The organism is Streptomyces sp. NPDC050534 (assembly GCF_044457745.1).
Classification (GTDB): Bacteria; Actinomycetota; Actinomycetes; order Streptomycetales; family Streptomycetaceae; genus Streptomyces.
Window position 1 is genome coordinate 227575 of record NZ_JBITHF010000015.1, and the last position, 13131, is coordinate 240705.

Consider the following 13131-nt stretch of genomic DNA (forward strand, 5'->3'; position numbering starts at 1 on the left):
ACGTCAGCCGGGCATCCGGTTGAATCTGCGGATCTGCTTGTCGAAGATCCCGGCGGGGACGAGGCGTCGCGCGGTGGTGATGCGTGAGGCGAGCGGTCCGGCGGTGTAGCGCAGCTTCGGCTTCGGGGCGGTGGCCGCCGTGACGACCTCCTTGGCGACAAGGGCGGGGTCGTCGCCGCTCTCCATCGCCGCGGCGACCACCTCGTCGAAGACACGCCGCCGCTCCGCGTACAGCGGCAGCGGTGTGTCGGGCTGCGCGGCATTGGCGTCGAAGGCGGTCCGGGTGTAGCCCGGCTCGACGAGCAGGACGCGAACGCCGTGTTCGCGGACCTCGTGGTCCAGGGACTCGGAGTAGCCCTCGACAGCGTGCTTCGCCGCGACGTAGAGGGCCATGTATGGCTGCGGAATGACGCCGAGGACGGACGAGAGGTTGACGATGCGGCCGCGACCCTGGGCGCGCATGTGCGGCAGGACGGCCTTGGTCATGCGGACGAGACCGAAGAAGTTGAGGTCGAAGAGCCTCTGGGCCTGGGCGACGGAGTTCTCCTCGGCTGCGCCGGCCGAGCCGAGTCCGGCGTTGTTGACGAGGACGTCGATCCGACCGAACCGTTCGATCACTTCCCGGACGGCGGCGGTGACGGATTCGTCACTGGTCACGTCGAGGTCGAGGAAGGTCACACCGGCGGGCGGGGTGAGTCCCGAGGTGTTCCGTCCGGTTCCGATCGCCTCGAACCCGGCTGTGACGAAGGCGGAAGCGGTTGCGTTGCCGATCCCCGACGATGCCCCCGTTACGAGTGCTAGCGGCCGATCTGTTGTCATCACAGACTCCCTGCGCCATTGAATTACGATCGTTTACCTTACGGTCGTAAGGCTATGGCGGGATGGGGTGGATGGCAAGGGGAGGCTCCGGCGATCGCCGGGAACCTGCGGTTTGGTGCGGGAGGGGACACCAGGGGGCGACGAGGGCGGATGATGAGCCGGAACAGGCCGTGCAAGCAGAAATTGCCCGCGAGATGCGGCTTCTCGATCCTGAGGTGCGCGCTTACCCGGTCCGGGTCGTCTATCTCCTGGATCCGAGATCGGGCTTCCGGACGCCGGTGCGCGGGCTGGAGCCATCGGAGGACGATCAACGACTGTGGCCCGTACCCCAACTGGGCATCGTCGTGTTACTGAAGTTCTACACGCAGTACGGCCGGTTTCCCCGGGGCCGGCTCGAGCTGCCGGGCGAGGCGGCGGAGTTCGTCGCTCGGCAGGTGCAGGTGCCCGCGTTCGAGCTGGACACGTATGAGTGAAGCGGTCGGACGGTCGAGTACCACCGAGCGCAGATCCCCGTGCGCCTGGACTTCGGTGAGTGCAGTGTTGCGGACGCGGACAAGCCGGCGGCCTGGCCGGTCGAGCATGTCGCGTGCAAGGAGCGGCGGCCGGAGCTGGTGCGGGCGGTGTTGCAGGGCCGCGCAGCGGTGCAGAGCGTGGAGGCGGATGGGCCGCACACTGCGCCTCCAAGCCTGGATCGACGAGATGGGGCGAATCTCCAGCAAGGGCGCCTGCCGGTAGTTCGTTGAATCCGGCAGTGGAGATCAATGGGTGGTGAAGGCCGTGGTCGGGCTGGGCGCCTTGCTCAGGACTGGGTCTCGAACTGGGCGATGATCTGGCTCGACCCCTTCGTTCGCGCAGCGCCGGTGGGGGCCGTGCCGTCCAGCCGGTTCTCCGTGCCCGGTGGAAGGTCCTGCGGTGCGCGGTCGGTGCCGATGACGAGGGTGAACTCGGGGTCATCGGGGCTGCTGCGGCAGACGTACGTGTCCTTGTCGCGCCATGCTTCCAGCGCAAAGTCTGCAAGGATCGCCCGCCCGCGGCGGCCGTCGGGAAGGAGCAGGAGCAGTGTGTCGCCGCGCACGGGAACGTCGGTGTCGGCGACAGGGGCGGCCAACGCCTTGATGGGGAAGGCCGGTTCGACCTGGAGACCGAAACCACTCTGGTGCGAGCCGGCCACGGTGACGATGCGGTAGGGCACGCCGCATCCTCCCCGCCGGGTGGGGGTGTGTCGTGAACCGGGTGGCGCAGGCGATCGGCGGGGCCGCGCGCCGGGTCGTTCGCGGCGAACAGCCAACCCTCGTCCGGCTCTCCTTTACGCGTTACCCGCCGCGGGAACGCCATGTCGTCGGTAGTTCACACGGGGTCGGGGAAGGTCAAGTCCCCGGCCCCCAGCGGTCTTCACGCCCTGGTGGCTGGCGCCTACTGGTAACAGGGGGGCCCGCACAGCACGGTGACCGTGCTGCTGCCGACAGCTGCCGTGGAGGTGGCGTGGTGGGTGATGACGGTGGGGGTCTTGCTGGTCTCCCATGGCATGGGAGACGCCATGGCCTGGGGAGCAAGGGCGAGGAAGGTTGCGGTGGTCACGAACACGGCGGCCGCTGCGCGCTGGCGTGGACGCATCTTGACACTCCTTGGTCGAGGAACAGTGGGTGCGCCGGCCGGCGCACTGCTCGGGGCAGGCCGGACGGCTGGCTGCTCAGCTGCGGGGTGTGGCATCCCCGAGCCGGCTGTGCCTGAGGACCGGGGGCACCGCTTTGTGCGGTCACCGCCCATGGCGAACGCGCCTTGTGGGAAGGCGCTGTGGCGGCTGCGGTGACCAGATTCGTTGCGATTGATCAGGCATCGGCATCGGCACTGACTCCCAAAGCCGAGGACGGACGACTCCCACGCTCTCGTGTCCACAGTGGAGTGTTGCCGGTGTTCAGCAGTGCACGTTCACCTGGACGACGACGTTGGTGACGTCCAGGATCCGCTCGCTCCATGCCGCGACGAAGTCCCACCTGCTGTCCTTGTAGTAGACGGTGAAGGAGTTTCCGTTGGCCTTCGCGTAGTCGAATCTGTCGAAGAGGCCGGCCGTTGATCCGCAGTGGCCGGCGTTGAAGACGTTTCCGTCCTCGCGGTAGAGACAGGCCCTGCCGTAGTCACACCGATCAGTCCAGTACTGGGCATGCATACCGGCTGCGGAGGCCGTGCCGGGGCCGCTGATCAGTGCGGCGGCCCCCAGTGTGGCAGCGACAGCGGTACGGGACACGATCCTTTTGATCGACTGCATCTCGGTCTCTTCCTGTCCGGAGTTCTCACCGCGGCATCCCTGCAAGCGGGTGCCGCGGTGAGATGCTCCACGGTTGGCTTCCTGCGGTCGCGGCGCCGAGCCCCGTCACCGCGACCGGCCCCTCTTCATGGCGTGTCGGCAAGCAGGCTGTGCCGAAGGACAACTGCCGACGTTTCGGGGGCCGTTGGAACCTGCCGGGCCACGCACACGAGCAGTCCTCCACCCCAGCCCCCTGTCAGACGAGGGGGGACTTCTGTTCCACGGGCGATGCCAGGGTCGTGACCGTGCGGACGGCCGCCCGCCGGATGGCGATGCCACAGCCCCATGTGACGCCGCTCGCCGGCGCGTGGGCATCCGGCGGCGCACTCGCCTACTCGTAGCAGGGAGCCCCGCACAGCGCGGTGACCGTGCCGCTGCCGGCGACCGCCCGGGAGGTGGTGTGGTGGGTGATGACGGTGGGGGTCTTGCTGGTCTCCCACGGCATGGGAGCCGCCATGGCCGGCACGCCGAGGGCACCGAACGCGGTCGCTGCGAGGACGGTTATGGCGATGGCGCGTTTGCGCAGGCTCATCTGTTTCCCCTTCTGGGTGGTGGGCGGTTCAGCAGGAGCGGACCACCACGGCTTGCCAGGGCAGGCCGCAGGGGTTCAGTGACGGGCCGGCCGGCTGGACGAACCGGTAGAGCGTGTGGTTGTCGCAGACCTGGACCTGGCGCAGATCCAGGCAGGCGTCGTTGTTGAAGGTGAGGGCCTGGGCCGAGCCGGACCCCATGAAGACGGCGATGCCGGCGATTCCGGACGCGGCAGCAATACCGATCTTGCGCATTGTTCCCCCGAAGGATTGGTAGGCGCATCAAAAGAGAGCACGACCATCGTGCTGACGTGCCTGGTGGGCTGACAGATCACGAACCGTTCACGTGTGACCGGTCGGCGATGGTCCTCGACATTCCGAGGCCGCCCGCGCCAACCCTGCAACGGGTACCTCGCCTCGTCCACTGCACGGCGCCGGTGAGGCACTCGGCGGCGTGCCGGGCGAGCGGCCCGGTGACGGTGCAGATGAGCGGGACCGGCTCGCCGTCGCGCCACTGCCTTCGGGCGCGGTCGTACTCGCGCGCGACCTGCATCACGGTGAACCGGGCGGCGAGTGTGCCGCGTTCGGTGTGGCGCAGCTGCACGGTTTCGTGCACGCGGCCGCGGATGACAGCGGTGGTCTCTTCGCTCATGGAGGTACTCCTCCCCGTGCCCGGGCCGTCCGCCGCCGTCATCACCCTGACGGGATCGGCCCTGGTCACCACCGAGGACGTACCGACGGGCGGTCGCGGCCTGACGATGCATTGCCTCGTCGACGGGCGCGTGACGCAGAAGGCGAACACCTCGGAACTGCTCTTCGACGTCGCCACCGTCATCGCGCACGTCAGCACCGTCGTCACCCTGCGGCCCGGCGACCTGATCACGACGGGAACACCGGCGGGAGCGGGCGCCGGCCGTGAACCTGCCGTGGTTCGGCGGACGCGAACCGAAGTGGCCAGTTCGATCAAAGGCATCTGTGAACTGCGGAACACCCTGGTGCGGTCGCCCTCCCAGTGAAGCGTGGGAGTGCTTTCGGCCATTGATCTGACTCCCCGTCAGTTCTCGGTTTTCTCCCCCTACTCCCACAGGCGAGGCGGCAACAGTGAGGTCGCGGCCCTGCACCAGGGCCTGTGAGCCGCAGTCTGCCGTCCCCTCATGCCTGAGGAAGCCATGACTCCCACCCCCCACCTCACCGAACCCGCCGCCCGCATGGAGCGTCCCGCCCCCTTCCAGCCCGTCGAACGTTCGCTCGTCCCACACGCCGGTACCGCGACGGTCGACATCGTCGTTCCGGTCTACAACGAGGAACGAGCCCTGCCCGGGTGCCTGCGCACACTCCACGCCCGCCTGTCCCAGGGCTTCCCGTTCCCCTGGCGGATCACCGTCGCCGACAACGCCAGCACCGACGAGACCCTTGCCACCGCCCGTCGCCTCGCGGACGAGCTGCCCGGCGTCGGCGTCGTCCACCTGGACCGCAAGGGCCGCGGACTCGCGCTGCGCACCGTCTGGGGCGCCAGCGACGCGGACATCGTGGCGTACATGGACGTGGACCTCTCCACCGGCCTCGACGGACTGCTCCCGCTCGTCGCGCCCCTGGCCAGCGGCCACTCGGACCTCGCGATCGGCTCCCGGCTGGCTTCCGGCGCGCGCACCGTGCGCGGGCCGCGCCGCGAGTTCATCTCCCGCTGCTACAACGGCATCATCCGGCTCACCCACGGAGTCCGCTTCACCGACGCACAGTGCGGATTCAAGGCGGCCCGCACGGAGGTGCTCCGGCCGCTGCTGGAAGTGACCCGCGACGACGCGTGGTTCTTCGACACCGAGCTGCTCCTGCTTGCCGAGTACAACGGACTGCGTATCCACGAGGTCCCGGTCGACTGGGTCGAGGACGTCGACACCCGGGTGGACGTGGTGAGCACTGCCACGGACGACCTGCGGGGCCTGTGGCGCATGGCGAGGCTCAAGGCGTCCGGTGACGCCCGGGTCGAGGTGCGGACGCGCCCCGAGCCGGCCGCCGAGCACCCCGACGCCGTCCTCGCCCCCTCCACGCAGCGCGGTGTGCTGTCGTGGGAGGTCGGCTGTTTCCTCGCGATCGGTGTCGTCTCCACGGTCGGGCAGGCCCTGCTGTACTGGCTGCTGCGCGGTTGGTGGTCTCCGGCCGTCGCCAACCTGATCTCGCTGTTCGGCCTCACCGTCCTCAACACCGAGGCGAACCGTCGCCTCACCTTCCGGCACTCCACCACCCCGCCGGCACGTGCGCACCTCGGCGCTGGGGGGTTGTTCGTCCTCGGCTATCTGGTCACATCCGCAGCGGTCCTGTGGTTCAAGTGGCTCGATCCCGGTGCCTCACCGGCCGCGGAGACCGCGGTCCTCGCCACGGCCTCCGTCGCGGTCACTTGCGTGCGCTTCGCCGTACTGCGACTGGCCGTCTTCGCCGACCCCCGTAGCCGTACCCGTTGATGAGAGCGAATCCCGACATGAGCAACTCCGCGCACATCAGGCCAGCACCGGCGGCATCGGCACACGACGGGAGGCACACGAGTACCTCCGTCCGCTCGCTGCCCGCCTGGGCGGCACCCGTGGCGCTCGGAGCCGTCCTCGTGCTCGCGGCCGTCCTGTACGGCTGGGCACTGGGCTCCCTGGGGTGGGCCAACAGCTACTACTCGGCGGCAGTGAAGTCGATGGGGAAGAGCTGGACCAACTTCCTCTTCGGTTCCTTCGATCCGGCCGGCGTGGTCACGGTCGACAAGCCGCCGGCCGCGCTGTGGCCGCAGGTGATCAGCAGCAAGATCTTCGGGATGCACGGCTGGGCGCTCATCCTTCCGCAGGTGCTCGAAGGTGTGGCCGGGGTGCTGGTGCTGCACCGCACCGTGCGCCGCTGGGCGGGGGAGGGGGCGGCGCTGATCGCGGCTGTGGTGCTCACCCTGACGCCCATCACCGTGGCCATCAACCGGGACAACAACCCGGACACGCTGCTGGTCCTGCTGCTGGTGTCGGCGGCGTACGCGCTCACCCGTGCGCTGCAGGCCGACGGCCGGGCCGCGACCTGGTGGCTGTGCGCGAGCGGCTTCCTGATCGGGTGCGGATTCCTCACCAAGATGCTCGCCGCCTGGATGGTCGTTCCCGCGTTCGCCCTCGCCTGGCTCGTGGGAGGAAGCGGCCCCTGGATACCGCGAGTGCGGCGTCTGCTGGGCGCGGGGGCCGTCCTGGCGGCGTCCTCCCTGTGGTGGGTCGCCATGGTGGCCCTGTGGCCGGGCGACCGCCCCTACATCGGCGGCAGCACGGACGGCTCGGCCTGGGACCTCGTGATCGGCTACAATGGTCTGGGGAGGGTCTTCGGCTCCAGCGACGGAGCGCCCCAGGGGATGGGCGGATCAGGCGGCGGATTCGCCGGCGGATTCGGCGGTCAGGCCGGCCTGGGCCGACTGTTCGGCGCACAGGTGGGCGGTCAGATCAGCTGGCTGCTGCCGGTCTGCGCGCTGGCCCTGGCCGTCGCCGTCGCCGGCGTGGTGCTGCGGCGACGCGGCGTACTGCCCGACTCCGCCGTACTGCCGGCCTCCGGCTGGCTGCTGTGGGGAACCTGGCTGGTGGTCTGCGGGGCCGTGTTCTCGAGCCAGAAGGGGATCTTCCATCCCTACTACACCACTCAGCTCGCCCCGGCGATCGCGGCCCTGTGCGGCGGACTGACGGCAGCCCTTGTCCGCATCCACCGCGCCGGCCTGCGCTGGGCACCTCTGGTAGGCGCCGCCGCGGTCGTGGTGAGCGTGGCCTGGGCCGTGAAGCTGGTCCGCCGTGCGCCCGACTGGAACGGCTGGCTGGTGTGGCTCGTGCTGCTGGTCGGTTGCGCCGCGGTCGTCCTGCTGGTGCTGGCACGACGCCGTGTCCGACTGCTGACGGTCGCCGTGTGCGCAGCGGTCGCCTCGGTTCTGCTGGCGCCGGGAGCGTGGGCGGTGACCGTACCCGGCTCGACCAGCATGGGGGGCTCCAACCCGATGGCCGGTCCGCAGACGCTCGGATTCCCCGGTGGCGGTGGCATGCCCCGGCAGGGTTCGAACGGTGGAGGCCTTCCCTCGGGCCTGCCGTCCGGGATGCCCTCGGGCCTGCCGTCCGGGATGCCCTCGGGCCTGCCGTCCGGTATGCCGTCGAACATGCCGGGCCTCCCGGGCGGTGGCACGTCTTCGGGGCAGACTGCCGAACCTCCGTCCGGCGGAATGTCTTCCGGCATGCCCACCGGGGGAGCGAACGGTATGCCCGGTGCGCCCGGGGAAGCGGGCTCGAACAACCGCGGCACACCCTCGTTCCCGGGTGCCGGCTCGGGAGGGGCCCCTGGTGGGGGCGGCGGCTTCGGCAACGGGGAACTCACCGCCGACCAGCGCAAGATCATCCAGTACGCCGTCGAGCACGCACCCGGCGCACGCATCAAGCTCGCCGTCGAGGGCGGCGCCCTCAACGCCAGCGCCTTCATCCTGGGCACCGACCAGACCGTGATCGGCATGGGCGGCTTCACCAACAGCGACAACGCGCCGTCGGTGGCCCAGTTGGAGAAGTGGACCAAGAACGGCGAACTACGCTACATCCTGGGCTCCGGTACGAACGGCGGCGGCATGCCGGGCCTGGCCGGCGGATATACCAAGCAGCGCTCCGACTGGATCGCCGACCACTGCACCAAGGTTCCGGCGTCGGCATACGGCGGCACCTCCGGCACGTCGTCACAGAACAACGGCGGCGGTGCGATGGGATTCGGAGGAGGCAACGTGCTGTACGACTGCGCCACCAAGTAGCCGACGCCCAAACGCCGGTCGCGACACGGCAGAACGGACCAGCAGACGCATGACCGAGCAGCCCGCAGCCGGGGGGCGGCGACATCGGCTCCTCGTGGTCGAGGACGAGCCCAGCATCCGCACCCTGCTGGAGGCAACGCTGCGCCTGACCGGATACGAGGTGAGTAGCGCCGACTCCGGACAGTCGGCCCTGCTGGAGGTCGAACGCCTGGAACCGCATCTGGTGCTGCTGGACGTGATGCTGCCCGACCTGGACGGCTTCGAGGTGACCCGCAGGCTGCGGGCGGCAGGCAACGACTGTCCGATCCTGTTCCTGACCGCCCGCACCGGCACCGACGATCGCATCACCGGTCTCAGTGCCGGGGGAGACGACTACGTGGCCAAACCCTTCAGCATCGAGGAGGTGCTGCTGCGCATCGAGGCCATTCTGCGCCGCACGGCGCCGGCCGCCCAATGGCAGCCGGTGCCGAGTGTTCTGCGCTACGCCGACCTCGAACTCGACGAGGGCGCCCACGAGGTGCACCGGGCAGGGCAGTTCGTCGCCCTGTCGCCAACCGAGTTCAAGCTTCTCGCCTACCTCCTGTCGAACGCGGGTCAGGTGGTGAGCAAGGTCCAGATCCTCGACCATGTCTGGAGCTACGACTTCGCCGGTGACTCCCGGATCATCGAAACGTACGTCAGGTACCTCCGACGGAAGATCGATTGCTTCGAGCCGCCACTGATCCACACCGTGCGCGGCGTCGGCTACTGTCTGAGGCTTCCCCGCGACCACGCAGGGACGTCGGACCAGTGACCCGGTTCCTGCCCCGGCCGCCCAAGTCGGTGAGACGGCGCCTCATCCTCGGCGCCACTCTGCTCGCCACCTTGGCAGTCCTGACCTCCCAGGCGATCGGCTACGTGGTGCTTCGCTCCTGGCTGCTGGACCGCGTCGACGAGCAGCTCGTCGAGTTCCATCCGCCGGCTCCCGCCTATTACGACGCGCTTCAAGGCAGGCTCCCGGACGCGGGAGAGCGCCCGGACGTGCTTCCTTCGGACTTCCACATCTACTTCTACGACTCCTCCGGGCACCGTCTGAACGACTCCCTGGGCTCCGAGACCAAGCCAGGACCTCGGTTGGCCGATCACGCGGAGGACCTCGGGCTGCGGGACGGGCACCCCGAGACCGTGCCCGCCATCAGTGGTGACGGCCGCTGGCGGGTGCTGCTGAACCCCGGTCCGGACGGCATGAGCGCGGTGGTCACGCTTCCGCTCGACACCGTCGACGGCGCCACATCGAAGCTCCTGTGGCTGAACGCCGTGCTGCTCGCCGTCACGATCGTCGCCCTGATCGCCCTGGGCCGCTGGGTGGTTCGTCTGGGGCTGCTGCCCCTGACCAGAATGGAACGAACAGCTCAGGACATCACCGCAGGCCGGCTCGATCTGCGGTTGCCCGACATCGATGCGCGTACCGAGATCGGACGACTCGGCCGGGTCCTGAACTCCATGCTCGACCGCCTGCAGAAGGCGCTGCTGGCCCGAGAGGCCTCGGAGGCCCGCCTGCGCCGGTTCGTCGCCGACGCCGGGCACGAGCTGCGCACTCCGCTCACCGCCATCCAGGGCTATGCCCAACTCGCCCTCCGCCCGGAACCGCGCTCGGCCCTCGAACGAAACGAGGCCAACCGGTTCATCGCACAGAACGCGGAGCGCATGAGTCTGCTCGTCGACGACCTCCAGTTGCTCGCGACCCTGGACAAAGAACCCTCCTACCGCAGGGACCAGGTCGACCTGCTGTCCCTCGCGGCGGACGCCGTCAGCGCCGCCGCGGTCCACAGCGAGTCCCATCCCGTCGACCTCGGCCCGCTGCACACCCCGGCCGATCCCACCGGAGCCGAGGAACTCGACGTCGCGGAGACCGTCGGCGATCCGCACCGGTTGCGTCAAATTCTCGACAACCTGCTCTCCAACGCCCGCACCCACACCCCGCCGGGCACCCGCGTCCACGTCCGTGTGGGCACGACCGAGGCGGGTCCCGGAACCGGAGGCACGGACCGACCCGGACGCGCCACCGCTTCACCGCCCCTGCCGGTGGGACTGCCGATCAGCGTGATCGAGGTGGCGGACGAAGGGCCGGGCCTCGAACCAGTCGACGCCGAGCTCGTCTTCGAGCGCTTCTACCGTGCCGACCCCGCCCGCTCCCGCATCCACGGCGGCAGCGGCCTCGGCCTCGCAATCGCCGCGACCATCGCCGAAGGCCACGGCGGCCGCCTCGAACTCGACACGGCCCCCGGCCACGGCTGCACCTTCCGTCTGGTCCTGCCCGCAGCCGGCCCCGGCCAGGAACCCCGCTGACCCCAAGCGCAGCAGTGCGCGGCCCTCAGGGACCGAGACCGACAGCGGCTGCCCGGACGTATGGACGGGACCGGGAGGATGCCCCGCACTAGCCTCCTGATGACCGCTGACGTGCTGCGCGGGCGCTCCATCGACTGCCCGCAGTCCGGCACCATCCAGGTCGTGGACGTCACCGCAGACGGGGCCAGCTGGCCCATCCGTATCCGGTTCACCACCCGTGCCGACCGCTGGCCAGTTCAGCGCATCTGGGAGACCACCTTCGAGCCGGCCGACGTGACCGACGAAGACGAGCCCGGCACCAGTGAGTTCGGCGACGACCACGCACAGGAACTGCCTGTGAACGCCCTCACCCGGCTCCTGGAGTACCTCGCCGGCGGCCCCGGAGGCGGCATCCACGAAATCGACACCTCGCCCGCCTGAACATGGACCTTGGCGTCGATCTGGGTCCACAAAGCCGACCGCGTGCGAAGTCAGGGCCTGGAGGACGGCGGTCGTCTGCTCAGGATTCGCAAGCAGGACGATTTTCGCGGTGGTGACGCCGAGCTTGCTGACCGCGTCTAGTGCTCTGACCGCATAGGTTCACCGGGGTGGTCGTCGTGGCGGTTGGATGTGCGGTGACGTCCGATCCGACCACTGGAGGTGCGGTGGCCGAGCCTGTCCGTGTGCGCAGACTGACCGGCCAGGAGGGGAAGAAGCTGCAGCAAATCGTGCGCCGCGGCAGCACCAGCTCGGTGCGGTTCCGGCGCGCGATGATGCTGTTGGCCTCGGCCGGCGGAAACCTACCTGCGCAAGGTCCATGGCCGGGTGATCCGCATCCAGCCGCTAGGCGTTACGCGGCCTGCTCGCCCGCCGCGGTGTCACCTTCCAGCGCACCAAGACATGGAAGGAATCCCCCGACCCTGACCGCGAGGCGAAGCTGGACCGGATCGAGGAAGTCCTGGACTACTTCCCGGACAGGGTGTTCGCGTTCGACGAGTTCGGCCCGCTCGGGATCAGGCCCGCCCCAGGCTCGTGCTGGGCGGCACGCAAACATCCCGACCGCGTCAACCGCCGCAGAAAGGGGGCCGCCAACACGCTGGCCGCGCTGAAGTCGATCCGCGCCGCCCGGCCCGACGGCGGCCCCATCTACGTGATCTTGGACAACTTGTCCGCCCACAAGGGCACCGACATCCGCCGCTGGGCGAAGAAGAACAAGGTTGAGCTGTGCTTTACGCCAACCTACGCCTCGTGGGCGAACCCCATCGAGGCCCATTTCGGACCGCTGAGGCAGTTCACCATCGCCAACTCCAACCACCCCAACCAGTGCGCAGACACGGGCCCTGCACGCCTATCTGCGCTGGCGCAACGCCAACGCCCGCCACCGCGACGTCCTGGCCGCCGAACGCAAGGAACGCGCCCGCATCCGAAGCGAGAAGGGCATCCGATGGGGCGGACGCCCTCTCACCGCCACGGCCTGAACGACCCGGCACACCTATGCGGTCAGAACTCGAACCATCGCTACCACTGCCGCACGGGGGCAGTGTGCGGCGGTGCTAGCGTCGATCTGGTTCTCACCCGCCGTCCGAGCATCCTCGGATCACGGGGGAACGTGACGGAGCGCGCACGATGACTGCCGAGGAACAGACCGCGGCGCATGCGATACCAACGGCTGCCGACCCGGTCCGGGACGGCTCGACCACATCAGAGGATCCAGACAGACCGGGGAACGCCGGACGGTGGTCGGCCACAGCCGTCTTCTTTCTCAACGGGCTCACGCTGTCGACGTATGTTGTCCGGCTGGCATCGCTGAAGAGCAAGCACCATTTGAGCGACGGGCAACTCGGGCTCATCGGCATGGTTTTTGCCGTGGCGGCCATCGCCTGCATGCAGGGCGTGGGCCCTCTGACGGCGCGGCTCGGGACGCGGCCGGTGCTGCGCACCTCGCTCGTCGTCATGCCCGTGCTGCTGGCGCTGGTCGGCCTGGTGGGCGGAGTTGTCGAACTTGTGGTGGTCGTCACGGCGCTCGGTGCCGTGCACGGCACCACCGACACAGCCATGAACACTCACGCCGTCACCGTCGAACAGCGCCTCGGACGCCCCATACTCAACGGCTGCCACGCCGCCTGGAGCATCAGCGCGGTCGTGGCGTCACTCACCACGGCCGCCCTGGAACGTGCGGGTGTCTCGTTCGCCACGCACCTCGCCGCAGCCGCCGCCGTGCTCATGGCGGGGGGCCTGCTGCTGGGACGGCTTTTGGAGGAGACCGGCACGCGGGACCGCGCCCCCACAACCTCGCCCGCACAGCGCCACCGGGGCCGACGCCGACGCGGAGGCTGGAGCCGCCAGGTCGTGGCACTCGGCCTGACCGGCACCGCCCTGATGGTCTGTGA

The 13131-nt window shown here is 69.3% G+C and carries 15 protein-coding genes and 1 pseudogene; 9 read left to right on the plus strand and 7 right to left on the minus strand.

All coding sequences use genetic code 11. The annotated features are described in order from the left end of the window. Positions 1 to 3: 3 nt before the first annotated feature. A complete protein-coding gene (locus ACIBN2_RS38910) occupies positions 4 to 819 on the minus strand; it encodes an oxidoreductase (protein WP_399141797.1) in 816 nt (271 codons plus the stop codon). 170 nt (positions 820 to 989) lie between these two features. On the opposite strand from ACIBN2_RS38910, the gene ACIBN2_RS38915 reads away from it, so the two are divergent. After that, complete coding sequence (locus ACIBN2_RS38915) at positions 990 to 1292, plus strand: hypothetical protein (protein WP_399141799.1); 303 nt, start codon at positions 990 to 992, stop codon at positions 1290 to 1292. 326 nt (positions 1293 to 1618) lie between these two features. Here the strand turns inward: ACIBN2_RS38915 and ACIBN2_RS38920 are convergent, their stop codons facing one another. The 6 genes from ACIBN2_RS38920 to ACIBN2_RS38945 form a co-directional block, all read right to left on the minus strand. Further along, entirely contained in the window at positions 1619 to 2011 is a 393-nt protein-coding gene (locus ACIBN2_RS38920; RefSeq protein WP_399141800.1) for a hypothetical protein, read from the minus strand. A 221-nt stretch (positions 2012 to 2232) separates the two neighbouring features. Next, positions 2233 to 2433 (minus strand): hypothetical protein, encoded by a 201-nt coding sequence (locus ACIBN2_RS38925; RefSeq protein ID WP_399141802.1) that lies wholly within the window; start codon positions 2431 to 2433, stop codon positions 2233 to 2235. A 301-nt stretch (positions 2434 to 2734) separates the two neighbouring features. Continuing rightward, positions 2735 to 3064: a hypothetical protein gene (locus ACIBN2_RS38930; RefSeq protein ID WP_399141804.1), complete on the minus strand. Its 330-nt coding sequence runs from the start codon at positions 3062 to 3064 to the stop codon at positions 2735 to 2737. Between the two features lie 391 nt (positions 3065 to 3455). Beyond that, entirely contained in the window at positions 3456 to 3656 is a 201-nt protein-coding gene (locus ACIBN2_RS38935; RefSeq protein ID WP_399141806.1) for a hypothetical protein, read from the minus strand. 28 nt (positions 3657 to 3684) lie between these two features. Further along, complete coding sequence (locus ACIBN2_RS38940; RefSeq protein ID WP_399141808.1) at positions 3685 to 3909, minus strand: hypothetical protein; 225 nt, start codon at positions 3907 to 3909, stop codon at positions 3685 to 3687. Between the two features lie 76 nt (positions 3910 to 3985). Then, entirely contained in the window at positions 3986 to 4306 is a 321-nt protein-coding gene (locus ACIBN2_RS38945) for a hypothetical protein (RefSeq protein ID WP_399141810.1), read from the minus strand. Between ACIBN2_RS38945 and ACIBN2_RS38950 the strand changes: the two genes are divergently transcribed. The 8 genes and pseudogenes from ACIBN2_RS38950 to ACIBN2_RS38985 all read left to right on the plus strand — a co-directional run. Beyond that, a complete protein-coding gene (locus ACIBN2_RS38950; RefSeq protein WP_399141812.1) occupies positions 4305 to 4670 on the plus strand; it encodes a fumarylacetoacetate hydrolase family protein in 366 nt (121 codons plus the stop codon). The two genes, ACIBN2_RS38945 and ACIBN2_RS38950, sit on opposite strands and share 2 nt — an antisense overlap. Before the next feature lie 153 nt (positions 4671 to 4823). Continuing rightward, positions 4824 to 6113, plus strand: a complete 1290-nt coding sequence (locus ACIBN2_RS38955; RefSeq protein WP_399141814.1) for a glycosyltransferase — start codon at positions 4824 to 4826, stop codon at positions 6111 to 6113. Positions 6114 to 6130: 17 nt separating this feature from the next. Continuing rightward, entirely contained in the window at positions 6131 to 8434 is a 2304-nt protein-coding gene (locus ACIBN2_RS38960; protein ID WP_399141816.1) for a glycosyltransferase family 39 protein, read from the plus strand. A gap of 49 nt (positions 8435 to 8483) precedes the next feature. Beyond that, the gene (locus ACIBN2_RS38965; RefSeq protein WP_399141818.1) at positions 8484 to 9227 is read left to right on the plus strand and encodes a response regulator transcription factor; all 744 of its coding nucleotides are present in this window, start codon (positions 8484 to 8486) and stop codon (positions 9225 to 9227) included. Then, positions 9224 to 10762: an ATP-binding protein gene (locus ACIBN2_RS38970; protein ID WP_399141819.1), complete on the plus strand. Its 1539-nt coding sequence runs from the start codon at positions 9224 to 9226 to the stop codon at positions 10760 to 10762. The genes ACIBN2_RS38965 and ACIBN2_RS38970 overlap by 4 nt, the downstream gene beginning before the upstream one ends. A gap of 99 nt (positions 10763 to 10861) precedes the next feature. Next, complete coding sequence (locus ACIBN2_RS38975) at positions 10862 to 11182, plus strand: hypothetical protein (protein WP_399141821.1); 321 nt, start codon at positions 10862 to 10864, stop codon at positions 11180 to 11182. 224 nt (positions 11183 to 11406) lie between these two features. Next, a pseudogene (locus ACIBN2_RS38980) lies at positions 11407 to 12219 on the plus strand (transposase). 148 nt (positions 12220 to 12367) lie between these two features. After that, the coding region (locus ACIBN2_RS38985; protein WP_399141823.1) for an MFS transporter at positions 12368 to 13131 on the plus strand (764 nt) is incomplete at its 3' end.

What these genes read in the sequence shown, in the direction of transcription:
- ACIBN2_RS38910 (WP_399141797.1), bottom strand. Translation starts at nt 819, where the DNA reads ATGACAACAGATCGGCCGCTAGCACTCGTAACGGGGGCATCGTCGGGG.
- ACIBN2_RS38925 (WP_399141802.1), bottom strand. Translation starts at nt 2,433, where the DNA reads ATGCGTCCACGCCAGCGCGCAGCGGCCGCCGTGTTCGTGACCACCGCA.
- ACIBN2_RS38935 (WP_399141806.1), bottom strand. Translation starts at nt 3,656, where the DNA reads ATGAGCCTGCGCAAACGCGCCATCGCCATAACCGTCCTCGCAGCGACC.
- ACIBN2_RS38940 (WP_399141808.1), bottom strand. Translation starts at nt 3,909, where the DNA reads ATGCGCAAGATCGGTATTGCTGCCGCGTCCGGAATCGCCGGCATCGCC.
- ACIBN2_RS38950 (WP_399141812.1), top strand. Translation starts at nt 4,305, where the DNA reads ATGGAGGTACTCCTCCCCGTGCCCGGGCCGTCCGCCGCCGTCATCACC.
- ACIBN2_RS38945 (WP_399141810.1), bottom strand. Translation starts at nt 4,306, where the DNA reads ATGAGCGAAGAGACCACCGCTGTCATCCGCGGCCGCGTGCACGAAACC.
- ACIBN2_RS38955 (WP_399141814.1), top strand. Translation starts at nt 4,824, where the DNA reads ATGACTCCCACCCCCCACCTCACCGAACCCGCCGCCCGCATGGAGCGT.
- ACIBN2_RS38960 (WP_399141816.1), top strand. Translation starts at nt 6,131, where the DNA reads ATGAGCAACTCCGCGCACATCAGGCCAGCACCGGCGGCATCGGCACAC.
- ACIBN2_RS38965 (WP_399141818.1), top strand. Translation starts at nt 8,484, where the DNA reads ATGACCGAGCAGCCCGCAGCCGGGGGGCGGCGACATCGGCTCCTCGTG.
- ACIBN2_RS38975 (WP_399141821.1), top strand. Translation starts at nt 10,862, where the DNA reads ATGACCGCTGACGTGCTGCGCGGGCGCTCCATCGACTGCCCGCAGTCC.